The organism is Mucilaginibacter rivuli, from assembly GCF_019391655.1.
In the GTDB taxonomy this organism is placed as follows: Bacteria; Bacteroidota; Bacteroidia; order Sphingobacteriales; family Sphingobacteriaceae; genus Mucilaginibacter; species Mucilaginibacter rivuli.
On record NZ_JAHXPQ010000001.1, the window covers coordinates 589,693 to 612,245 of the forward strand.

17 protein-coding genes are annotated in these 22,553 nt (G+C 43.1%); 5 read left to right on the forward strand and 12 right to left on the reverse strand.

Annotation, left to right across the window (positions count from 1 at the left end; all coding sequences use genetic code 11):
* Positions 1 to 308 precede the first annotated feature (308 nt).
* The 6 genes from KXQ82_RS02535 to KXQ82_RS02560 all read right to left on the reverse strand — a co-directional run bounded on the left by KXQ82_RS02535 (position 309) and on the right by KXQ82_RS02560 (position 10,495).
* Positions 309 to 2,228: a 7TM diverse intracellular signaling domain-containing protein gene (locus KXQ82_RS02535; RefSeq protein WP_219486488.1), complete on the reverse strand. Its 1,920-nt coding sequence runs from the start codon at positions 2,226 to 2,228 to the stop codon at positions 309 to 311.
* Positions 2,229 to 2,470: 242 nt separating this feature from the next.
* A complete protein-coding gene (locus tag KXQ82_RS02540) occupies positions 2,471 to 4,213 on the reverse strand; it encodes a cellulase family glycosylhydrolase (RefSeq protein WP_219486489.1) in 1,743 nt (580 codons plus the stop codon).
* Positions 4,210 to 5,676, reverse strand: coding sequence for a glycoside hydrolase family 30 protein (locus tag KXQ82_RS02545; protein ID WP_219486491.1), 1,467 nt, complete (start codon positions 5,674 to 5,676; stop codon positions 4,210 to 4,212). The genes KXQ82_RS02540 and KXQ82_RS02545 overlap by 4 nt, the downstream gene beginning before the upstream one ends.
* Before the next feature lie 6 nt (positions 5,677 to 5,682).
* Positions 5,683 to 6,852, reverse strand: a complete 1,170-nt coding sequence (locus KXQ82_RS02550; protein WP_219486493.1) for an alginate lyase family protein — start codon at positions 6,850 to 6,852, stop codon at positions 5,683 to 5,685.
* Between the two features lie 2 nt (positions 6,853 to 6,854).
* Positions 6,855 to 9,308 (reverse strand): glycoside hydrolase family 2 TIM barrel-domain containing protein, encoded by a 2,454-nt coding sequence (locus KXQ82_RS02555; protein ID WP_219486495.1) that lies wholly within the window; start codon positions 9,306 to 9,308, stop codon positions 6,855 to 6,857.
* Entirely contained in the window at positions 9,308 to 10,495 is a 1,188-nt protein-coding gene (locus KXQ82_RS02560) for an alginate lyase family protein (RefSeq protein ID WP_219486497.1), read from the reverse strand. Before KXQ82_RS02560 ends, KXQ82_RS02555 begins: the two co-directional genes overlap by 1 nt.
* Before the next feature lie 526 nt (positions 10,496 to 11,021).
* Here KXQ82_RS02560 and KXQ82_RS02565 point away from each other — a divergent pair.
* The gene (locus KXQ82_RS02565) at positions 11,022 to 11,927 is read left to right on the forward strand and encodes a hypothetical protein (protein WP_219486499.1); all 906 of its coding nucleotides are present in this window, start codon (positions 11,022 to 11,024) and stop codon (positions 11,925 to 11,927) included.
* A gap of 43 nt (positions 11,928 to 11,970) precedes the next feature.
* Here KXQ82_RS02565 and KXQ82_RS02570 read toward each other — a convergent pair whose 3' ends face one another.
* Positions 11,971 to 12,666 (reverse strand): SGNH/GDSL hydrolase family protein, encoded by a 696-nt coding sequence (locus KXQ82_RS02570; protein WP_219486501.1) that lies wholly within the window; start codon positions 12,664 to 12,666, stop codon positions 11,971 to 11,973.
* Positions 12,667 to 12,699: 33 nt separating this feature from the next.
* Entirely contained in the window at positions 12,700 to 14,121 is a 1,422-nt protein-coding gene (locus tag KXQ82_RS02575) for a family 43 glycosylhydrolase (protein ID WP_219486503.1), read from the reverse strand.
* 180 nt (positions 14,122 to 14,301) lie between these two features.
* Here KXQ82_RS02575 and KXQ82_RS02580 point away from each other — a divergent pair, with 180 nt between their 5' ends.
* Entirely contained in the window at positions 14,302 to 14,847 is a 546-nt protein-coding gene (locus tag KXQ82_RS02580) for a peroxiredoxin (protein ID WP_255563368.1), read from the forward strand.
* A gap of 77 nt (positions 14,848 to 14,924) precedes the next feature.
* A complete protein-coding gene (locus KXQ82_RS02585; RefSeq protein WP_219486506.1) occupies positions 14,925 to 15,509 on the forward strand; it encodes a carboxymuconolactone decarboxylase family protein in 585 nt (194 codons plus the stop codon).
* A 46-nt stretch (positions 15,510 to 15,555) separates the two neighbouring features.
* Here the strand turns inward: KXQ82_RS02585 and KXQ82_RS02590 are convergent, their stop codons facing one another.
* Genes KXQ82_RS02590 through KXQ82_RS02605 form a run of 4 tightly spaced genes read right to left on the reverse strand, consistent with a single transcriptional unit; the run spans position 15,556 to position 19,811 of the window.
* Positions 15,556 to 16,719: a chromate transporter gene (locus KXQ82_RS02590; RefSeq protein ID WP_219486507.1), complete on the reverse strand. Its 1,164-nt coding sequence runs from the start codon at positions 16,717 to 16,719 to the stop codon at positions 15,556 to 15,558.
* Between the two features lie 3 nt (positions 16,720 to 16,722).
* Positions 16,723 to 17,244 (reverse strand): hypothetical protein, encoded by a 522-nt coding sequence (locus KXQ82_RS02595; protein WP_255563369.1) that lies wholly within the window; start codon positions 17,242 to 17,244, stop codon positions 16,723 to 16,725.
* 56 nt (positions 17,245 to 17,300) lie between these two features.
* Complete coding sequence (locus KXQ82_RS02600; RefSeq protein ID WP_219486510.1) at positions 17,301 to 18,161, reverse strand: chromate resistance protein ChrB domain-containing protein; 861 nt, start codon at positions 18,159 to 18,161, stop codon at positions 17,301 to 17,303.
* Between the two features lie 6 nt (positions 18,162 to 18,167).
* Positions 18,168 to 19,811, reverse strand: a complete 1,644-nt coding sequence (locus KXQ82_RS02605; protein ID WP_219486512.1) for a S8 family serine peptidase — start codon at positions 19,809 to 19,811, stop codon at positions 18,168 to 18,170.
* Positions 19,812 to 20,252: 441 nt separating this feature from the next.
* Here KXQ82_RS02605 and KXQ82_RS02610 point away from each other — a divergent pair, with 441 nt between their 5' ends.
* Together KXQ82_RS02610 and KXQ82_RS02615 are read left to right on the forward strand one after the other, a co-directional pair.
* Entirely contained in the window at positions 20,253 to 21,656 is a 1,404-nt protein-coding gene (locus KXQ82_RS02610; RefSeq protein WP_219486514.1) for a tetratricopeptide repeat protein, read from the forward strand.
* A gap of 127 nt (positions 21,657 to 21,783) precedes the next feature.
* Positions 21,784 to 22,545, forward strand: a complete 762-nt coding sequence (locus KXQ82_RS02615) for a phosphosulfolactate synthase (RefSeq protein WP_219486515.1) — start codon at positions 21,784 to 21,786, stop codon at positions 22,543 to 22,545.
* Positions 22,546 to 22,553 lie beyond the last annotated feature (8 nt).

A 22,553-nucleotide genomic window follows, 5' to 3' on the forward strand; every position in this document is an offset into this window, starting at 1 on the left:
TGGCGATGTAAAGTACCATACATTAAATTGAAAAAACAAACGTAAAAAGTGCGATTGGAGAGCGTATTGGCAGTTTTTAAGTTTTTTTAATACGCTTACATACTTTGGTGCTTAAGCGTATTAAACTGCTTTAAAAAGCGTGATTGGGTATTATTGTGTAAAAGGGTGAAATTTGTTATACGGTTACATCGCAATCAAAAAAAAAGCATTTTTTTTTAACTTTTTTTTTCGATGCCTTTAAAAGTGCTGTAACGGGGCCGGGCGGGGAGTAAAACGTATAAATTATAAGCTTTATAAATGCTAATCAGTTAGTTATCTTTATCGGTATGCTCTAATACCAGCTTGCTCCAGCCTTCGGCACCTACGTTTTTAAGCTCTTTTTTACGCTCGTCCATTATCTTCTTTATCTTATCACGATAACTCCAGCAGGTACTTTGGCGTATCTCCAATATTTCTGATAACTTATTGGAGGTAATGCTGCCTTTTGAAGTATAAATAAGGAATAGCATATAAAAGCTTTTGGTGATGGGTATCTTGGTGTTTTGAAAAATGGTATAAGCAATTACCGATTCTTCATAACGGCATTTGGTGCAGCGGCGGCTATAAGGCAAATGCCCCGAAAGATAATTGTTGTTACCGCATTTGCGGCAGGTGTAGCTATGCTCCCATTTTAATTCGGATAAGTATTTAAAACAGCTCTCTCTATCCGGGTATATCTTACTGAACTCTTCAAAATCCACATCCTGCGACATTACACGTGCGCGTGTCACTTTTTCAATGTTTACCTGTAACTCATGGTTATCTAATTCTAATAAGCCATTCAGGTTTGATATGCTTTCCGCCTGCTCTTTCAACAGCAGATTCATCGATTGTAATTCATCGTTTTGCTGTTTGATTACGATGGCATTCTCAACCAATTCTTTGGTACGTTGCTCTACCAGGTTGCTTAGCTCGTTGTTCAGCGTATCTTTCAGGTCGTGATTGATCTGTAATTGCTGTATCATCCGCTTTTGTACATTGTCTTTCTTTTTACGCAGGTGGCGGATGCTGTCACCTATCGCGAAGGATACCAGTACCATCTCGATCACAAAACAAAAACTTAAACTGTAGTGTGTTAAAACGCCGTAGGGTATCCATAACACATCTAAAAACAGCAGTATTTTAATGCTAAAGCCAATGAGTAAAAACAGATAACCGGCCACAAAGAACCTTGCGGCTTTAAAGCCCCTCCTTAACACATATACACCTGAGCCAAAGGCAAATAACATGGGTATAAACTCGATCACCTTGTAGGTAAACAAACGCTGATCAAACAAACATGCGATATAAAACAGGCACCGCAATGTTATCAGTGCCAGCATCCAATTATAAAGCCTGGGTGCCTTTGTTTTTAGATAGAGAAAGTTCAATGTGAACAGCATTCCAAAAATACTGCTTAAAAATATGGCTGTACCTACGGAGTATTGGTTTAAAACCGGGGTATTGGGCCACAAGTACTGAAAGGCGATACCATCCTGGCACATTTCGTAAAAACCAATGCTGAGGTTGTATAAAACGTAGTAAAGGTAACGGCTTTGCCTGATGGCTATAAACATTAAAAGGTTGTATAGGCTAAATATCAGGATCATCCCGAAGAACAAGCCGAATATGAGATACTCGCTTAAGGCATACTCAATGTACCAGTGAATATCGCGTAGTACAATAAGCACATTAGCGGCTTGTGTAGCTCGTATTTTAACATAATAGGTACTTACCGTGTCCGATTTATTATCCAGATCGAGCGTGAAGTTTTTGTGTTTGTACTCACGTTGCTCAAAGTTGTATTTGTAGCCGTACTTATACGTTTTATAAGTATTATCAGCAAGGGGTACGTAAAGGGTGATATCGTTTATAGTTTGATCGAAAAACTCAAGGAGCCAGTGCTTTTTAGTTTGCGATGAGTTTTTGATCTTAAACTTATACCAAAAGTATGATTTGCTGTTATAGTATTTAGGTGTAAAGGTGGTAGACTTTTTGAACCTGGCCGCTACCTCCGGCTTCAGCACATCTGCAAAGCTGATGGTATTGCCCGGGTCGGGCAATGATTCGATCTCGCCGTACGAGAAAATATGCTGGGGTACATTGTCATCAACCTTGACAACATTCTGCGCTTTAACAGACTGGGCAATTATACACCAGGCTAATGTGATTAAGCAGTTGCGTACATTAATTAGCTTTAAAGCCCCCATTAACATAGGTAAAGTTCTCCCATAATTTATAAACGGTCAGTTTTATTTATAACAGCATTACCCAGGTACCTTCACCATGTGTTGTACTTGTGTTATTTACCTCAAAAAAATAGTCTTTGCGAATACCGGTCTGTCAAATTCAAAAATGTTCTTTTTTTGAATTAATTGGTTAGTGGTTGTTTGGTTAAGACTGTTATATCCGCAAATCTAATCCAGTTTTTCTTTTATTCACTAATATTCTTTTATTCCATGATGAATTGGATAGACTTAAAATTAAACCCACCCGTATTTGCCAGCACCCTGAGCTTATTTACACCTGCTTTGAGAGGCACATTTTTAATTTCGGCAGTTTGCCAGTTTTGTGCCCCACCTGTATTTGGTACAGGCACAGTTAAACCCAACTGATGGCCCTGCGCTAAAATACTTACCCTGCCATTTGCAGAAGGCGAAGCAACGCTCAGTTTTATGGTGTAAACCCCGCTCTTTTTAATGTTCAAGGTGTAATGGAGCCACTCGCCATCTTCTATACTGAAAACATAATAGCCATCGGCATCAGCTTCAATATCAACGCCGTCATTACGGTAGGCATGGCCACGGTTGCCAACAGTTTTTACACCCGGTGTATATTGATAACTGGCGGTATCTTTATCATAGTAAGCAACGCCTTGCCTGCCTAAGTCATAGTCAACCGCGTTTAGGGTAGTATTGGCAGTTATGTTATTCGATTTAAAGGGTTTGGCTGCTGCCGATTGTACCTGCCTGAACATAGCGTCGGTTACGTCCTTATGGTAAACATTGTTTTCTAATTTAAGGTTTTCAAGCAATTGGTTAAGTATCGTTTCAGCCTCGGTTGCTGATAGTTTCGATCCTTTACCGCTGATATGATCTAAAAGCTTTTGATAGCCGGCAGGTTCTTTTATTTCCAACGGATTATTTATTCCCATCTTTTTAAGCGGCCACCACGACCAGCCAATGTTATTGCGCTCTACCAACCCTATGGCTTCGGTAAACCATGTATTTGAGTTCTCGCCGGATTCGCCCATCCATAATGGGATGTTAAACTGATCGCGCAGGTCGATGAATTTTTGGATAGAGCCCTGGTTATTGAAGTTGCCGTATTTATGAAAACTCAGCACCATGTTATCATCCCATTTTGGTAAGATACCATTATAGTTATTGCCAAAGCCGTTCCCTTCAATAATGATTATATGGTTTTTATCCACCCGCCTTATGGCAGCGGTTACGTCCATCATCAGTTTTTTTAATGGTGAGTTGGTTTTTTCGGTTGTACCGCGTTTATCGGCCGGGTCTTCAAATCCCCAGTTTGGTTCGTTAATAATATCGTAGCCACCAATGTAAGGTTCATTCACATATCGCTCGGCAAGCTTTTTCCATAGGGCTATCATTTTTTGCCGGTTGGCATCGCTTTGCCAAAGTGAGGGCTTATCGGGGTTACGGTCGGATATCGCCAGGTCATTCCCCTGGCCGCCGGGCGTGGCATGCATATCCAGAATAAGGTATATTTTGTTGGCCGCGCACCATTTTAACAGGCTATCTGTTTGTGCAAAGCCTTTTTCAAGCCAGGTATCTTTCCCGGCAATGGGCTCCTCATCTGCCGGAAGGGTATAAAGTGCATAATGCATGGGCAGCCTGATAGAATTAAAACCCCATGCCGCCATCGAGTCGATATCAATTTTACGGGTATTGTTTGCCAGCCATTTATCATAAAAGCGCGCTGTTTTTTCGGCGCCGATGAGATTTTGAATGCCCGCTCTGATCTTGTATTGCTGTCCTAAGTTGGATAGATGAAACATATAACCTTCCTGCAGCATATCGCCGCCAAGGCCCATGCCACGCAGAATTACAGCTTCGCCTTTTGCATTTACAATGCGTTTGCCCTCCGTTTTTAAAAAGCCCTGAGCATTTGCCTGCCCGAAAGCCACAGCGGTGCAAAGGAATGCGATAAGTGCCGGTTTTACTTTCATTGTACCACTAATGTGCTGATGGAATGTGCTAAACTATTTACCGTCGCGGCTTTCCCTTTGATGCATAAGTTATAGGGAATATCAGTATCTGATTGATTCATTACGATGATGGCTAATTGCCCTGCCGGATTGATGAATGCTGTAGTTAGTAAACTTTCGCGGTTTGATGAGCTGATTACCCGCTTATCGCCCGGACGCACAAACTTTGAAAAATGACCCATGTACCAGTAAATATTGGTATAGATCAACTCGCCCGAGCGGGTATCGGCAATAACAGGCGAAAAGCAATAGTTACCCACGTGGTTAGGCCCGCCTTTTTCATCGAGCAGGATATTCCAATCGGTCCAACCTACGGTGCCGTTATTAAAATCGCGGATGATGGATTGCCCGTATTTTTCGCCAAGCGCCCAATCGTTCACTCTTGCCATATCAAATTTCTCAATACAGCCTTCTGTAAACAACAGGTTTTTACCGGGGAATGCTTCGGCAACATTTTTTACATTACCAAATAGCATGGGGCTGCCTGTCCAGGTCTCGTACCAATGATAGCCTACACCCCAAACGTATTTGGCGGCTTCTTTGTCTTCTAAAATGGTGCTGGCGCGCTGGTAAACCTGGTCGCGGTTATGGTCCCAAACTATTAGCTTTTTATTGGCCATTCCGTTTTTGTGCAGCGTTGGGCCAAGGTAATTCTTTACAAAATCGCGCTCTTCGGCTGCGGTAAACACACATGATTCCCATTTTTGTATGGCCATGGGCTCGTTCTGTACAGTCAATCCCCAAACCGGTATACCTTGCTTTTGGTAAGCGTTTATAAACTTCACATAAAAGTTGGCCCAGCTTTGGTCGAACTCTTTTTTTAGCTTTCCGCCATGCAGCACATCGTTATTATCCTTCATCCAGGCAGGTGGGCTCCAGGGCGAAGCAAACAACGTTAATTTACCACCTGCCGCAGCAATAGCTTGTTTAATGAACGGCACTCGGTATTTCATATCATGCGCGATATCAAAGGTTTTTAAACTTTTGTCGTTATCCTGCACATAGCTGTATATATCGCTCGAAAAATCGCAGCTTTGAATATTTGTCCGCGCAAGCGAGTAGCCTATTCCTTTTTGCTGATCGTAAAAGGCGGTTAAAAATTCCTGCTGTTTGGCTTTGGGGAGTTTATAAAAAGTTTCGGCAGATGCATCTGTTAGGGCGCTGCCAATTCCCAACAGGCTTTGGAATTTTTTATCGGCGTCCACAAATATGCAAACCTCGCGCTCGGTGGGTTGTACTTTATCTTCAAACTTTAAGGTTGCGGTTTTGCTGAGTTTATAACCGGTGCCTTTAGCGGTGGTATAAACCTCCACATACTTATTACCAACCGAAAACGGCTTAGAGGGAACAACGTGCTGGGCCCTTGCGGACCCGGCTAACAACGTTGCGAGGCATACTGTGATAGGTATGTATTTTGTTTTCATAATGATTTAGTTGAGCCAGATGAGCGGGTGGCGCACGGGTAAATTCCTGATGATCTCGGCATTGGTTGGCGCGTGGTTTAACGCAACCCATGCTTTTAACCAATCTGTGTTGTTTGCCTCCAAAGCACCAAATACTAATGATGGCTGTGCGGCAGGCCATTCATCCCAATACATTACATCGTGGGGGTATGGCCAGGCATTTTTATCTTTTAAATAGGGGTATAAAAAGGCAATACCTTTGTTTATTGAACGGCCATCGGGTGTTTCAAACTTCCACAGGTTGTCGGTTGCTGTACTCAGCAACTGGCAAATGGTACACATGGCATCCAGGTCAAAAATAGAATAGCCATAAGGTTTAGTGCGTTTCAGCTCCAATGGAAAACTACCATCGGCAGCCATTTGCTCGGGCAGTAAAACAGTTTTGTACCTGTTCCTGCAAAAGCTAAGTAATTCTGCATTATTGGTGAATTTGGCGAAGCAGGCCACCTGCATTGTCCAACAAGTGCCGTGGTTGTTTTTGGCATTCATCTCGTCAACACCGTATTTGTGCGTGGTTACCCAGGTGAGGTATTTTGAAAACCAGGCTTTAACGCCCTCCAAAGTTTGCTTGCTTAGTGCAGACGAGGTTTGCATGGCCTCGGTACCCTTAACCACTTCCATCAGTTGTATGGCATCAATAACGCCAATACCACGGCCGGTTGCCACGCCTTTTATAGCCTGCGAATACAGCAGGTTAGGGTTCATCATCGTTTCGGGGTTAATAAACCAGGCGTTCAAATGTTTTGAAGCCTGTTTCACATATTTGTTATCACCGGTTAATTTGTATGCCGATGCCAGCGCACCCATTAAACGGCTAAAACGGATCATGGCCAAACGGTGCGCCACAAAGTTTTGCGGGTTGGTTAAGCCATCGCGTTGTACGTACGGGCTATCAGGGCTTTTGGGGTTTGGCCACCAATAGTCCCCTTCCGAATAAAAATCATGCTTGCCGCCCGCGCTCCGGCTGCAGCTTTCGGTGGTAATAGTGATTGGCTTTTCCGTCATGGCTAAGGCCGCTTCCGTTAAAACATAAGGCCGTAAAGTTGCGGTGATTTCCTTTTTTATTTGCTGGCTATGAGCTGCGTTCGCGATAAGCAAAACGGCAAACAGCAGCGGGTATATTAGTTTCGTTCTCATGCTTAATTCAAATTAAAAAACACGGTTTGTATGCCCGCCGATTGTACGCCTGCCACACTTTTACCGCCATTGGTTTTGATGCTGATAACAGCTCGCCCGTTAATGAGCTGCAGCTTACGCGAACCTTTCGAGGTGCCCATATCATCTAACAAGGTACCATCTCCAGTTAAAGAAAAATTAACCCAGTTTACCGCATCAAGGCACATTACGCCTTTGCTATCGGTTAAGGTGGCTTGTATGGTGGTAGTGCCATCCTTGTCGGCTATCTTTTCTAAATTTAATTTAGCAGGCTTACCCCATTTTTCGGTTTGATAGGTTTGGGATATGGTATCCATCACTATTACTTTTCCGGTACGGGCTTTTAACAGTAACTCGTTTTTGCCGGTGTTGTAAGGCACCATCCAACGCAAACCTGCCGCCGGGAAATCCTGGCTGTTGCGCTTTTTTACACCGTAGCTTTTGCCATTTACAAACAGTTCGGCCTCATCGCAATTGGAATAGGCTTTTACCATTTTCAGTTCGCCGGTATCGCCCCAGCGTACCGACCAGTTATGCCCGTAAATATGTGCCATTGGTTTATCAGACCAATACGACTGTACCAAATAAAACAATTCCTTTTTTGTCAAATCGCGTTCCACTACGCCCTTTTGATTCATATAAGGAAGCGGGTTATCAAACCGGATAGGAGTAGAAAAATCCTTGAACGTCCAAAATGCCGTGCCGCTTAACCAGGGCATGGTATCCTGCTCCTTCAACGTCCAATCGAACAGGTTGCAGGTGGCATTCTCGCTCCAATCGCCATCCTTTAGTAATTTGGCCGATTTACTAAACAAGGCTGTATCGATAACGCCATTGGTACGGATATTCTCCAAAGCTTTATCAGCTTTCTCCGAGTTTCTGCCCGAATAGCTATCGCCGCCCCACTCGGCGTGGAAAGCGTATTTTACTTTTTTAAACTCATCCTGCGTTAACTGCTTGTATTGGGTGTATTTCCCTTTGTACCAACCGGCCCAAATGGTAGGCGAGTAAACATCCGGTATATCGCTCGCAAAATCGCAACGGCGGATAACCGTTTTACGGGATGGATCGAGCTGATGGCTGAGGTTGTTTTGCTCCGTCATAAACGCGCGGATCTTGGCCTTATCAAATTCCGGGAAATCACCGTCCCAATCGTTCTCATTACCCAAACCCCAAAGTATGATAGAAGGGTGGTTGTAATGTTGTTCTATCATGTTGGTCATCATGCGGCGGGCTTGTTCTTTATATATATTGCCACCCAAACCTCCGCGGCACCAGGGCTCTTCTTCCCAAACCAACAGGCCCAGGCTATCACATAAGTTCAAAACCTGGCGCGACTGTTGGTAGTGCCCTAACCGGATAAAATTGGCACCCATATCTTTTATCATCTGCATTTCGCGGATGGTCATGTCCTCGGTCATAGCGGCAGCTACACCTGCGGCATCTTCATGCCTGTGTGTACCGCGTAACAGCAGGTGCTTGCCATTTAAATAGAACGGCCCCTGCGCCGAAAACAGGAAATCGCGGAAGCCAATTTTTTCCTTGCGGGAATGGATATTGCCGTTTGCTTCGGCGGTAATCTCAACCGTGTATAAATACGGATCGGATGGTGTCCACAAGTGGGGCTTGTTGATATTGAATTTACAGATATCATTTTTGCCATCAGCGATGGAGGCTAACGTATACACGGCTGATTCAACGATCTTTCCCGAGGCATCGGTAACGGTTACTTTTCCGTTCAGTGTTTTCACCTTGTCGGGATCATAAAAAGATGACTTAATGTCTATCGAACCTGTTTTATAACCCTTATCCAAAACCGCGCTGGCAAATACATTTCCGATAGCGACGGCGGGTTGGTACACCAAATTCAGATACCGGTAAATCCCACCATACACATTAAAATCCGACATTTGAGATGGTATACTTTCCGCATCGCGGGTGTTATCGCAACGGATCTCAACAGGTACTTTCCCTTTAAAGCGTTTGGTAAAGGCTTCGGTCTTTTTAAAATCGGCAACAGCCTGTGTAATATCAATCCACCACTCATCATACCCGCCAATATGTGCGCCAACCTTAGTGGTATAAATATAAACCTCAGTTTTTTGGCCTGCACCCTCAAAATGCAGTATGGTATGGCCGTTTAAGTACGGGTTGCTAATATTTAGTTGTGTACGGTACCAGCCCGGCCCCTGGTAATAGTTTACATCCGGATCAACGGCATCGCGGGCGTTAAAGCAATGCGGCAAAGTTACCTTTTGCCAGATGGGATAGGTTTCGGGGCCATCTTTGGTAAGGGGGCGCACGGTTTCCCAAATGCTGCCCAGATCTTGCTTAACAAACTCCCAATTATCATTCAGGCGTATTTTTTGTTGCGCTGCGGCGATGTGGCCGGATAGTAAAACCAGCGCCAAAACAAAGTATCGTTTTATATGCTGCATTATTGCCACGGTTGGGTTTTTGGATACATGGCAAATGCTGTTTTAAAATCGATAGCCGGGTATTTGCCGTTCGCGGCAGTGCAAATACCCAGCATTTCGCTGTAGCCAATGGGTTCAATTTGCTTGTATTCCCATTGTTTTTGTTTTAGTAAGTATGGTAGGAGGTAGGTAATGCATTTTTCGATACCGCGGCCGTCTTTGGTGGTGGTATGCCATAAATCTATGCCGAGCCTGTCGCCAAGGATGGCTAATTTGCACCAGCCATCAAGGTTCATGCAGCTGTAGCCCCAGCTTTTTGTACGGGCCAATTCTAATGGCTGCTTGCCTTCAAGTGTGAATTGAGTATCCATGCGCAATACGGTTTGCTTTTTCAGCATATCATGCGCGAACTTTGTATCGCCGGTAAAAATGGCAAAATCAATAACCTGCATATCGTAAATGGTGCCATGGTTATTTTGGGCATCATGTTCATCCTTTCCGCCTTTACTTGTGATCAGCCATTTTAAATATTCGGCAAACCAGGTTTTAACACCGGCTTTCACATCATCGGTAAGGGCTTTGCTACCCGCCATCATCGCAAAAGCATCAGGGATATTGGTCAGCGCGCGGCTTTCTATAATACCTGTTCCCCTGCCATCATTTACACCGGGAACATATTGGGCGTAGTTGAGGTTAGGGTTCATACGTGTGGCCTCGTCAATAAAAAATATTTTTAACTGGTAGTTGGCCTTTTGGGCATATTCCTCTTTTCCTGTAAAGTAATAGGCAAGGCCTAACTTTTTCACATCAGTACACAGGTCATTTAGTTGCGTGTCATCGTGCAACTGGTATATTTCGGGGTTACGTTCCCCATCTTTACGAATGTATGGTTTGCCATCGGGTTTTGATGGATCAGCCCACCAATATGGTGCCTGGCTCATGTAATCATGCGGGTTGCCGCTTGGGGCCATGCGCGTTTTGCGGAGTGTTACCGAGTATGGTTCAGCTTTAAGTGCTTTATCGGCAGCGGTTAATAAAGTGGCTACAGCTTTTACAGCATCAGCATCGCCGGCCTGGTATTGCTTTTTAGCATTGGTCAGTTTTTGCTCATCCTGCAAAATGTAATTGCTTTGCGCAAAGGCATGGGATGCCATATCAACTAATAATACAACAAAAAGGTATTGAAGCAATGTAACATGCTTTAACATATGGTATAATTTAGATCAATAAGAAAGCGGGTTTAACGCTTTGGTTTATATTGGTGTGTAAAGATAAGTGATAAGAATCCGGAAAATCAAAAACATTTTTTCATAAAATACTGATTAATAGTTAATTACATTAGTTTTTATACGCTTTAATCACAATGCGAACAGCGCTTAAAGTATTGATTATTAACAGGCTAACATTTTGCCCCTCATTTTGCCATTACGCTATAATAATAATCGATATTTTTATGCGTGTAGCACCTGTTGTGGTAGCTTTTATAGGTTGGCTTTAAACTACACAGGTGCTTAGCAAAAAAAAGTTTTTATTAGCCGAATTGATAATTAGTATTGCCTTACTTGTAAATGATATTGACATGTGTTACTATAAAACAGGCCATCACTTATAATGAGACAGATGGTATTAGGTCATTTTAAAATACCTGCTTTGACCAACCCTGGCTTAACAAAAGGATTTGGAGATATTTAATAAATAGTTATAATTTTATGATAAATCCTAACCTGTTATTTTATGTACACCCAAACCGAAAAACGTAACAGTGCTGCAGCTCAGCAACATGCTAATATTGCGGGGCCGCAAGGTAAAGTACTCCCTGCGGTACCTGTGCAGCGCAAACAGGCAGTATTGCAAATGGCAGCGCCTCCGGCTGGCGAAATGAACGCGGCTGAAGGACACCTGGATGCGAGCCTTGTGAGGAAACAGATAGTTGACCTTGTGTACTCGAAGATAAAAAAGGAAGGGACCCAGTATAAGCTAACATCGTTGGTAGCAGCCAAGCGTTACCTGGTGGAGGAAGCCGACGGAGCAGCTTTCAGAAAATTTCAGGCAGCGGATGATGGCGAGCAAACCGCCATGACAAAGGAGCTTATGGCGCGACTTTATCATGATGCGGAAGCCGTAAAGGAAATTACACCCGAAATGCGCGATAACCTTGGCCGCGGGCTTGACGCCACAACCGGCGAGGGTGAAATAAGCGACCCGGATATTGCGGCATCAACAACCACGAAGGGCGCCGTGGCCAGTAACATGACTACAGGTAAAGCTTGTGTAATTACTGCCCTCATGTTTGCCGAAGGTGGCGGTGTATTGGGTGCACGGAGCGTTGAAGAACTGCACTTTATATTATCTACCCGCTTTAAAAGCACCTGGAGGCATTATAGCGAAGATGCGGTGTTTAAATCGTTATACGAGCATTTGGGCTATACCAAAACTACACCACCCCTGCAACGGAGTTTAGAAAACCTGGGTACAACCGTAGGTGCCGTTACAGTGGGAATGGCATCAATTGGCGGGCATATGGTTGGCTTCAAAAAGGATGGTACAGACCTTTACATCCGTGATAATGATGAGGGCCTGAAAAAAGTTGCAGCACATAACCGAAAAACTGAGATAGTTGTTGATTACTGGCACAAATAGGCTGTTTGACAATATCGCCTACCTAATTAGGTATATTCCTGTCTTATTTCAACATAACAGCTACCACCACTTCTATCAATTTGCGGGAGGCAGCCGCGTCAAGGTGCAGACCATCCGGCGTCATGGTTTCAATATCCAAACCAGGTATATCTAAGCCATTCACAAATAAGCATTTGTTTTGTTTTGCTATCTTTCTAAAAGCTTCGCTCATGGCCTTTACGCGTGCGCTGCCGCCTTTGTATTTTTCGGTTATCTCGGCCTTGTTACCGTAGGGCGTTGGCGAAATAATGACAATTTTAGCTTTATTGATGGTTGCGTATTTGCAGGTTTTTATGGTAGTGATGAGTTTTTGATAGTTTACCGGAACGTCCTGCTGTCTGTCGGCAAAAACAGCTTTGCCATCGTTCGTTCCAAGGTCGAGAATGATATAGTCGTAAGGTTTGTCGCCCGTGGCATCCGCGGCTTTTTTAAGGTTTTCGTTTATCACCGAAAGGGAGTTAAGCGTGCTATCGCCATTATTTAAAAAACCAACCGTGCGGCCCGATTTGCTGATGTTAAAAACCGTTGCATTGGGCAACGCCAGTTGCAGTTGTTTTGGCCAGCTCCAGGCAAAGGTGCCGTTGCTGTCGCCAAGGGTAAGAATATTGAGTTTCTTGTTGGACAGGGCAGCGGTTTGAGCGTAGGCAGCAGAGGTTGCCAAAAGGATGAATATCATAGCGTATTTAAGCAGTGCTTTCATATATCGATGTTTTTTAATTCAGTATTATGTTTACTACTCAGTGATCACAATTTTATCTATTGATACAAAGTTGCCTTTGCTACCGTAAAGGCTTTTTCGCTTGTCCGACCAGTTGCCATGTTCGCCTGCTACTGTAACGTTTAAAATGTAATTATCTTTTGGCAAAAGCGGGCTGATAAACTTTAACGAAGTCACCGGGTTTTTGCTGTACATATCGATGAGTGCGGATAGGATGGTTTTTCCTTTGCTGTTAGTTATGGTTACCTGCGCGTAACCACCATCGGGGCGCGATACACCAATAATACCGATCTGTTTACCATTAAACTTTATCGAAAAGCTGTCGCCCTTAACATCCGAATTGCTTGTTGTGGCCTGCTCTGACGTATTATGTTGCCATTTTCCGGAATAGGTAATGAGTTTTTGATCGGAATCATCAACGATTTTTTTGCCGGTTGATGAGATTGTGGCTATGCCAGTCTTCAGATCGATCTGCCAGGCATCACGATATGTGGGGATGGAGAGGGACGTCCCGGAAACGGTTAATGGCTGCCACACGTAAGTAGCTGCCGAGTATTGTTTTGGGTACGACCACCTGTCGCCCATAAACATATAAGTAGTGTCTTTTATGCCTTCTATCGGCAATACAAAAGTAGTTTGCGAGCCCCAGGTTAATGTTTCTTTTGGCGCGAAGAGCCCTCCTGCTATCCAGGGGCCATGTAAATTAGTGGCTGTAAAATAATAATTATCGTTACGCTCCCAACTGGTACGGTTTGACGCGAGGTAATAATAGGTATTGCCTTTTCTGAATATTGAGGGCGATTCGCCATCGGCTGCTATATCTTTATAAACCTGTTCGGTAATGCTTTTATAGTCGTCGCTTAGCTTAAAAATATTGCCACCATGAACCAGCAGGTAGCCGGAGCCATCTTTATCCTGGAAAGAACCCATATCCCATTTTTTGATGGGCTTGCCGTTAAACAGTATAGGTCCGCGGAAAGTATATGGCCCCGTAATGGTGTTTGATGTTGCATAGCCTATAAATTGATCGGTATAACCAAGCGTGTCGGCATGCATGAGCATAATGTACTCGCCGGTTTTGGGGCAATGCAGCACTTTGGCACGTTCGCCAACACGGTTTGGGCCAAGTTTGCCGCTGGCTTGCAGGGGCAGTGCCACGCTTTCAAATTTCCAATTGTAAAGATCGGGCGATGAGTAACAATTGAAACCTGCGAAGGCGTTGCTGGTATCGGTATGTGCTTCGCCAAAAAGGTAAAACCTGTTTTTATCCTTTACAATATTGGCTGCATGGGCGCTAACATTTTTCCCGCTTTGATCGAACAGCGGTATGCCCGAATAAATGGCATTATAACTACCCGGGTTTTGAGCGACCACAACATGGCTGATGGCAATAAAAAACACTATGGTTAATAATGAAAGAGCTGATTTAGTATCCATTAAACAACTTCAAAAATTGATTATCCGGTAAAGTTAAATAATGCTGTTTAAACAATGTATTTGCCGGCAATAACAATCCTGTTATCTTATCAATTTCCTCTATATGCTATCAATATTTACAATAGCGTAAGGGCTTTTAATTGTGTATATTTGCATCATACCATTAAAAAAATTATAAATATGTTAACTATAGGACAAAAATTCCCTTCATTTAGCAAAACAGCAGTTGTGAGCATTGAAAAAGGAAAAGAATTTGAAACATTAACTTCTGATTACTTAGTAAATGACGATAACGTTTGGACTGTAATGTTCTGGTGGCCAAAAGATTTTACTTTTGTTTGCCCTACCGAAATTGCTGAGTTCAACAAAAACTTTGGCGAGTTCCGTGATCGTGATGCACGCCTGATCGGTGCATCTACCGATTCTGAATTTGTACACGCTGCCTGGAGAAGAGATCATGCCGACCTGCGCGATCTTAAGTTCCCGATGCTGGCTGATACTTCAAAATCATTAGCTGAAGATCTGGGTATTTTAGAGCCTAACGAAAAAATTGCTTACCGTGCTACTTTTATTGTTGACCCACAAGGTATCATCCGTTGGGTTAGCGTTAACGACTTGAGCGTAGGCCGTAACGTTAAAGAAGTTTTACGTGTATTAGACGGTTTACAAACTGACGAACTTTGCCCTTGCAACTGGGAAAAAGGTCAGGAGACATTAACTGTTTAATTTCCCCTAATTAATTTAGTTATGAAGTCCCGGTACTTAGTTGTGCCGGGCTTTTTTATACCATAATAACATTTGCCATGAGCGAAACTACAGATATTATACAAGAGCTTTTACAAGGAGTAGGTTTAGCAGCTGATTACCGCACTGACAGCCTGACATTATTAGAAAAAGGCGAATCTCGCTATGTGCGAGACCTTAAATTGAACTTTACCAGCACCCTCACATCAGAACAATTAAGCAATAAAGAGTGTGCACTGTTGGGCTTATCTACAGCTATCAATAATAACAACAAACCACTAACGGTATTCTTTACTAAATATGCCGAAGAGCAAGGCTGTACACCCGAAGAAATTGCCGATGCCGTAGGTTGCGCATCGCTGCTGGCATCAAATAATATATTTTACCGTTTCCGTCACTTTACACAGAAGGAGAAATATACGCAGATACCGGCCCGCATCCGTATGCAGATCATGATGAAGCCTGCTACCGGCAAAGAATTTTTTGAGCTGATGAGCTTAGCTATATCAGCAGTGAACGGCTGCGAAATGTGTGTAAACGCGCACGAAAACTCATTAATACAAATGGGCACCACCGAAGAACGTGTTTTTGACGCTGTGCGTATCGCATCGCTGGTTACAAGCATGGGGAAGGTGGTTTTTTAAACCCTTTTTATAAAGGTTTGACAGCTTTTAAAAAGTTGTCAAACCTTTAAATAGCTTTAAGTATCACTCCTAAAATTGCAGCGGCAAGTATTACATGCGGCTCCTGTATTTTTTTAACGAAAGTTAATAATAACATACCGCCAAGGGCAATGAGCGCCGTAGGCACATCAACAATTGAACGACTTGCGATAATAAAAACAGAACCTACCAATGCGCCTATTACAGCCGCGGTAATACCATCTACAAATGCCTTAATGCTTGTGTTTTTGGCTATCTTTTTAAAATAGGGCGCTAATATTACTGTAAATAAAAAGCAGGGTAAAAAGGTAGCCAAAGCGGCCACCGCCGCTCCGGGGAAGCCATTTACCAAATAGCCAACAAAGCCAACGGTAATTACTACCGGGCCCGGTGTTATCATGGCTACAGCAACAGCATCAACAAACTGGTTTTCGGTAAGCCAATGGTAATCCTGTATTACGCCGGCATGCAAAAAGGGAACAATAGCAAGGCCGCTGCCAAAAACAAAGGTGCCGGCCTTCAAAAAAAACAGGCCAATCTGCCAAAGGGTACTTTTACTAAATGTCCAAAAGCCTGTTCCGGCAAGTAGCAGTACGGGCAGGGTACTTGGCTTGCGTAACCATGCAGGTGGTGCTTTTACGGCCATGTAAAGCAAACCACAACCAATAAACAACAATATTTGTTCCTGTTGGGTAATTACGGTGATGATAATGGCGATGGAATAAAACAGCCACAGCATCCAGTTCTGTTTAACAGAAGCCAAATTAAGCTTACCGACAGATTTTAACGTCAGTTTATATGCACTGATCGCAATAATACCTATTACGCCTGCCCCAACTCCGTAAAATACATCGCGCATCCATGAAAGTCCGCTGTAAAGCCGGTAGGCCATCCCCAACAAAAGCACCATAATAAATGACGGCAGTACAAAGGCTAAACCTATCAATGTTGCCCCTAACAAACCGTAATGCACAAAGCCAATATAAATACCCAATTGGGCCGCCAGGGGGCCGGGTGCTAATTGCGCCAGTGCAAGGCCTTCTTTATACTCATCTTCAGTTAGCCATTGTTTGCTTTCAACAAGGTCGCGGTGCATATAGCCTACTAATGCCACCGGCCCGCCAAAACCCCATGTGCCAAGTTTGAGAAAGTAAACGGCGAGCTGATATAAAGTATATTTCCTGTTTTCCATCATTTAAAACGCTATGCCGAATTGAAAACCAATGGTTGCCGCAGTTGGCTTATCGTTACCAAAGCGTACTGGTAATGGCACCGCCACAAAATAGCTGCAATCTTTATTTTTGATTACAGTTTTATTAAATACCGGTGTAAACCCATAACGACCTGAAGTTTCGAAAGCGGCGCGCCCGGCAAATGTAAAACCCTTGCCCAAAGAAAGTAATACACCCGGGTGGAAAAGAAAGTTATTCATTTTGCTACTACCGCTCTCCGCACGAACAGTGGGTACAAACTCCATCGAAAAGCCAATTTTAGGACTTTTCCACAGGTTAATGCCCACAGGCATTCCAACAGTGTAATACTTATCAAAATTAGCTTCAGTACCGGCGCTGCTAAAAGTAACCAATGGGTGTAAAATTCCTACGTAGGCGGTAACTTTAGGATAAGTTTGCGGTGTAGCGCTTTGAGCGTTTACTTTGGCAGCAACGCCTGCCTGTAAACAAATAGCGGTAATAAAAAGTATCTTTTTAAATAACATGGGCAGAAATTTTCTGCAATGTTATACTGCATATAGCTATTTAAATAGAACATTCTTTACGCATTTGTATCCTTTTTACCTTTTTGCGATGCTTTTTTATAATGAGAAGGATTTTGCCCGGTTTGCTTTTTAAAAGCCCGGTTAAAATGGCTTTGATCGGCAAAGCCTGTAAGGTAGGCTATTTCGGTGAGCGAATAGCTTTGGGTTCCCATCAGTTGTATGGCTTTGTCTATGCGCTGTTTGCGCATATAATCACCAAAGGACAAATTATCGAAATGCTTGGAAAACTCGCGCGAAAGATAAGCCGGGTTGATCTCCAGTTCTTCGGATGCCTGCTGCAGGCTAAGCGTCATATTGGTATCTAACTGGTCCTGTATCATTTCACGCAGTTCTTTTGCCCATACCGGCGCTTTTTTGCCCTTTTGTTGTTTAAGGTATTGGTTATAAACCTGCAGTAACATTTGCTCCGCCGGTCCGGCTTGTGTATGCTTTAATCCATATAAATGCGTTGCCCAATTGTATAAACCATCGTATATGATGAGGCCGGTCTTAAGCAGTTCCTGGTCATCTTTAATAGTGTAAGCCAAGCCGGCAAATACAGCCTCCAGGCCTGCCGATTGCGGTGCAAAATCATGCCGGTCGGTATCGGCACCACGCACAATCAGCGCCAGCCTGTCTAATGCGGCATCTTTTAACTGGTGTTTTTTTATGAAGTAATCAAAAGTACATTGGTCTTTATAATGTGTATATTCAACACCGGGAATATCAAAAGGGGTTGCACCAAGTTGTTTTGCCTTGCTCAAAACATCCTCATACGGCACATAAATAATTTCGGCATCCTTATCAATAAAACGTTTAATAAGCCAGGGACAGGCCAAACGGTCAATTTTCGGTCGCTCTCTGGTTATCCATTTCATAATGGTTTATTTCAATTCGCCCTTCATTTTCGATGCAATGAGTAAGGCCTGGTATGCATTTACAATGCCACCTGTTTTTGACAGGCTTGTAAAATCAACCATTTTATCGGCGCTGCCCGGTAAAAGCACCTTAACACCAACTAATGGTTTAGCTGATTGCAGTATTACCTGCTTTACCTGCCTGGCGCTCAGTTTGGGGTAGTACTCCATTACTAAGGCCGCAATGCCTGCCGTAATTGGCGATGCAAAGCTGGTGCCATCGGCAGTGTTAAACTCTGCGTCTTTATCTATAGATGTTACTTTTACGCCAGGAGCAAACACATCAACCCCTTTTTTGCCATAATTGCTAAAGCTTGATGCCATGTCCCGGTCGAGCTTACCGGCTGAAGCGCCAACACAGATCACGTTGGCCGCATCGCTACCTGAGCCATCAGCAAAAGTATCATTAGGGTACTCGGGCTTTAGGTCTACGTTTTGGTTATCATTGCCCGCGGCCTGTACCAACAGTACATTTTTAGCGGCAGCATATTTAAAGGCGGCGTCAACCCAGTCTTTATGCGGCGATATTTTTTTGCCGAAGCTCATATTAATTACGCGTGCGCCGTGGTCAACCGCGTAGCGTATGGCGTTGGCAATATCCTTATCATATTCATCCCCGTTAGGTACAGCTTTAATAGGCATAATGCGCACGTTATCGGCAACACCATCAATACCATAACCGTTACCACGTACAGCACCAATTAGTCCGGCCACGCCTGTTCCGTGCGATGCATCTTCCCATTTTACATTGTTGTTACCGTAATGGGGGTTGGTATTATCATCAGGGTTATCGCCAACAATATTTTTGCGGGCATCAAGGTCGGGGTTAATATCGTTATTATCTTTTGTCAGTTCCTCAGTTAATTCACTCAATATTTTAGAGCTGTTGCTACCGGGTTCCTGTTGAAATATCATCGACCAGATGTTTTTGCTTTGAGCAACAGTATCATTGGCTGTCTGTAACTTATCCAGATCGGCCTCATTAAAGCTTCCGTTAGCCGAGATATTTAAATTGCGTTTAACAACGGCGCTGGTAACCTCCAGGGCGTTCATCATCGGTGTAAGCTGTTTAATTTCTTCTGCCGATTTTGCAACAGTCGAATCATGCACGGCCTGCACCTTTTGCCAATAAGCAAATTCTTTTTTGTTGGTAGCGGTAGCAGCGGTCAGGGTGAGGTATTTATCTTTCAGTTTGGCGTATTCGCGTATTTCCTCGGTAGTTTCGTTATAATCACATTTGTTGTTGGGTCCTCCTAAAAAGTTCCAGCCGTGTACGTTATCAACATAGCCATCATGGTCGTCATCAATACCGTTACCGGGAATTTCTTTGGGGTTTGTCCACAGCACACTTTTCAAGTCGGTTTGAGCAGTGTCGCAACCACTGTCAATGGTGGCTACAATAACCGTTTTACTTTTTTTACCTTGTAAAAACTGGTAGGCCTGCTTTAAGCTGATGCCGTAATATCCATCGGTTTTATAATCTAACTGATGCCAGTTTTTGGGTGGCGGGTTAACAACGGTTATGGCTGCATTTTGCGCATTTGCGGCAAAACTTAATAACAATGCTCCGGCAAGTGCAAAGCAAGGTACTTTATTAAACAGGTTATTCATTAACTAAAAATTTGGTACAATATATTACAAATCACACTCACATTAAACTGAGTAAGTCATAAAATGTTATTTCGGTATGGTTAATTATAATGTACCAATGGTATGACATACTTTTACAGCAGATATAAACAGTAGCAATAAATAAGTACGTTGCAACGTTTATAAGTATAAATGTATTGCCTATGGCTTTAAACGGAGGTTAAAAATCCTCTTCAGTTTATCGGAAGCCCTAAAAAACACCGCTCCCTCTCAACTTAAAAAACAGTATTCTTTTCAATTTACAATCAGGTAGTTAGCTGCTTTTTTGTTAGACATTAGGGATATGTTGAAAACTAAATGAATGGGTGGGATGTATTTATGGCTAACTTAAACACAGTAAAAGCCCCGGGTTGATACTATATTTAATAACAGGCTAAGCAGAAGTTCTGCAAACACAATTGAATGGAAGAAGAATTTGAATTTGATTTTACCGAAGACCCCAAATTTTCGGTAGAACGATACGAAGAGATGATCCGCAACCATGATCAGTACTTTTTTGATGCACAGGCGTTTGAGAACATCATCGATTACTACATTGAAAAAAACGATCCGGTTAAGGCATTACAAGTAGTAGAATACGCACGCGCCCAACACCCTTTCGCATCTGTTTTCCTGATCAAGCAAGCGCAACTGTTTGTGGTAACCAACCGCATCAGCGAAGCTTTTGCCGCCTTGGAAAAGGCTGAAACATTTGAGGCCAGCGATGCCGATATTTATATCATCCGCGGTAATTTATACGAAAGTATAGAGCGTTACCCTGAAGCTTTGGAGAACTACGAAAAAGCACTCGGTATGGCCGAAGAGATAGATGACATATTGTTGCATATTGCCTACGTTCATCAAAATATGGGCGATTATGAAACAGCCATAACCCACCTGAAACTGTGCCTGGAGCAGAACATGGAAAATCAGGATGCCCTATACGAACTGGCTTTTTGCTATGATGTAATGGACAACCAGCAGGAGAGTATCCAGTTTTACCAGCAATATATTGATAACGAACCTTACAGCTACGCCGCGTGGTATAATTTAGGCAACGCTTATACTAAGTTGAGCTTGTTTGAAAAAGCAATAGATGCTTACGATTATGCCATACTGATAAAAGATAGCTTTGCATCGGCATACTTTAATAAGGGCAACGCTTTGGTTAACCTCGAAAAATTCGCGGAAGCCATTGAAGTGTACCGCCAGACGTTTGAATACGAACAACCTAATGCCGATACCTATTGTGCTATTGGTGAGTGTTATGAAAAGCTGGAGCAGATGGATGATGCCCGTGCTTTCTATAAAAAATCGGTTAAAATGGATCCTAAGCTGGCCGATGCCTGGTTTGGTGTTGGTGTAACGCTTGATTTTGAAGAACGCTATTTTGAGGCGCTGCACTTTTATAAAAAGGCGCTCGACCTGGATATATCAAACGCAGATTACTGGTTCGCCATTGCCGATGCTGAATACAAGCTTGGCCATTTAACCGAAGCTGAGTTCGCCTACGAAAAGGTGGTTGACCTGAACCCCCTGGATACCGATGCCTGGCTGGATTACTCATCGATTTTATACGAACAAAAGAAACTGGAAACGGCTATCGAGATTATTGCCGAAGCGATAAAGAACAATCCGGATGCAGCTGAACTGTATTACCGCATGGTGGCTTATTTATTTGCCAAAGGTGAGTACAATGAAGCTTTGGTAACGTTAGAGCAGGCGCTGAGCACCGACCCGGAAAAGCATTTTATTTTGTTTGATTACCTGCCGCAACTGCAGGAAAACAAAGTTATTATCGATATTATAAACAGATACACAAAATAATTGTTGTCACATTGTTGAAATAGTATGATCCAAAGCTTTTATAGTTTTGGATTTTTTATGATATTTGCATTAATACTTTTAGTTATAGACTATAACTAAAAAGAATAATAAAAAACACATCGTTTAAATGAACTACGAATTAAACAACATTCCGGCACGTACAGTAAAACCCCGCACAAACGGGCTAACCATGGTAATGGATAAAGGCTTAAGCTGCCGCCAGGCCGAAGATTTTATAGATGTTGCAGGCCCGCACAGCGATATTATTAAGTTGGGCTGGGCAACATCCTTTGTAACGCCTAAACTGCAGGAGAAATTAGATATATACAAAGCAGCCGGTTTGCCGGTTTACTTTGGTGGTACCTTATTTGAAGCCTTTATTGTACGTAACCAGTTTGATGATTATTGCCGCATACTGGATAAGTACAAAATGGAATATGCCGAGGTGTCGGATGGGTCCATTACTATTGAGCATGATGTAAAATGCGAATACATCCAAAAGCTAAGTAAACAGATCACTGTTATATCAGAAGTAGGATCAAAGGATGTGCAGAAAATATTTGCTCCTTACAAATGGATTAAACTGATGAATGCCGAAATTGAGGCTGGTGCCTGGAAAGTAATTGCCGAAGCCCGCGAAAGCGGTAATGTAGGTATTTACCGCGATTCGGGAGAGGTAAGGCAGGGTTTGGTTGACGAGATATTAACTCAAATACCACAGGAAACCATTATATGGGAAGCGCCGCAAAAAGCGCAGCAAACCTGGTTCATTAAATTGTTGGGTACCGATGTTAACCTGGGCAATATTGCCCCAAATGATGTGATCCCGCTCGAAACTTTACGTTTGGGATTAAGGAGCGATACTTTCGATTATTTCTTAAACCAATAATTACATTT

Excerpts from the sequence above, each read along its gene's own strand:
- KXQ82_RS02535 (WP_219486488.1), bottom strand. The coding sequence starts at position 2,228 with ATGGGGGCTTTAAAGCTAATTAATGTACGCAACTGCTTAATCACATTA.
- KXQ82_RS02540 (WP_219486489.1), bottom strand. The coding sequence starts at position 4,213 with ATGAAAGTAAAACCGGCACTTATCGCATTCCTTTGCACCGCTGTGGCT.
- KXQ82_RS02545 (WP_219486491.1), bottom strand. The coding sequence starts at position 5,676 with ATGAAAACAAAATACATACCTATCACAGTATGCCTCGCAACGTTGTTA.
- KXQ82_RS02550 (WP_219486493.1), bottom strand. The coding sequence starts at position 6,852 with ATGAGAACGAAACTAATATACCCGCTGCTGTTTGCCGTTTTGCTTATC.
- KXQ82_RS02555 (WP_219486495.1), bottom strand. The coding sequence starts at position 9,308 with ATGCAGCATATAAAACGATACTTTGTTTTGGCGCTGGTTTTACTATCC.
- KXQ82_RS02560 (WP_219486497.1), bottom strand. The coding sequence starts at position 10,495 with ATGTTAAAGCATGTTACATTGCTTCAATACCTTTTTGTTGTATTATTA.
- KXQ82_RS02565 (WP_219486499.1), top strand. The coding sequence starts at position 11,022 with ATGTACACCCAAACCGAAAAACGTAACAGTGCTGCAGCTCAGCAACAT.
- KXQ82_RS02570 (WP_219486501.1), bottom strand. The coding sequence starts at position 12,666 with ATGAAAGCACTGCTTAAATACGCTATGATATTCATCCTTTTGGCAACC.
- KXQ82_RS02575 (WP_219486503.1), bottom strand. The coding sequence starts at position 14,121 with ATGGATACTAAATCAGCTCTTTCATTATTAACCATAGTGTTTTTTATT.
- KXQ82_RS02580 (WP_255563368.1), top strand. The coding sequence starts at position 14,302 with ATGTTAACTATAGGACAAAAATTCCCTTCATTTAGCAAAACAGCAGTT.
- KXQ82_RS02585 (WP_219486506.1), top strand. The coding sequence starts at position 14,925 with ATGAGCGAAACTACAGATATTATACAAGAGCTTTTACAAGGAGTAGGT.
- KXQ82_RS02590 (WP_219486507.1), bottom strand. The coding sequence starts at position 16,719 with ATGGAAAACAGGAAATATACTTTATATCAGCTCGCCGTTTACTTTCTC.
- KXQ82_RS02595 (WP_255563369.1), bottom strand. The coding sequence starts at position 17,244 with ATGTTATTTAAAAAGATACTTTTTATTACCGCTATTTGTTTACAGGCA.
- KXQ82_RS02600 (WP_219486510.1), bottom strand. The coding sequence starts at position 18,161 with ATGAAATGGATAACCAGAGAGCGACCGAAAATTGACCGTTTGGCCTGT.
- KXQ82_RS02605 (WP_219486512.1), bottom strand. The coding sequence starts at position 19,811 with ATGAATAACCTGTTTAATAAAGTACCTTGCTTTGCACTTGCCGGAGCA.
- KXQ82_RS02610 (WP_219486514.1), top strand. The coding sequence starts at position 20,253 with ATGGAAGAAGAATTTGAATTTGATTTTACCGAAGACCCCAAATTTTCG.
- KXQ82_RS02615 (WP_219486515.1), top strand. The coding sequence starts at position 21,784 with ATGAACTACGAATTAAACAACATTCCGGCACGTACAGTAAAACCCCGC.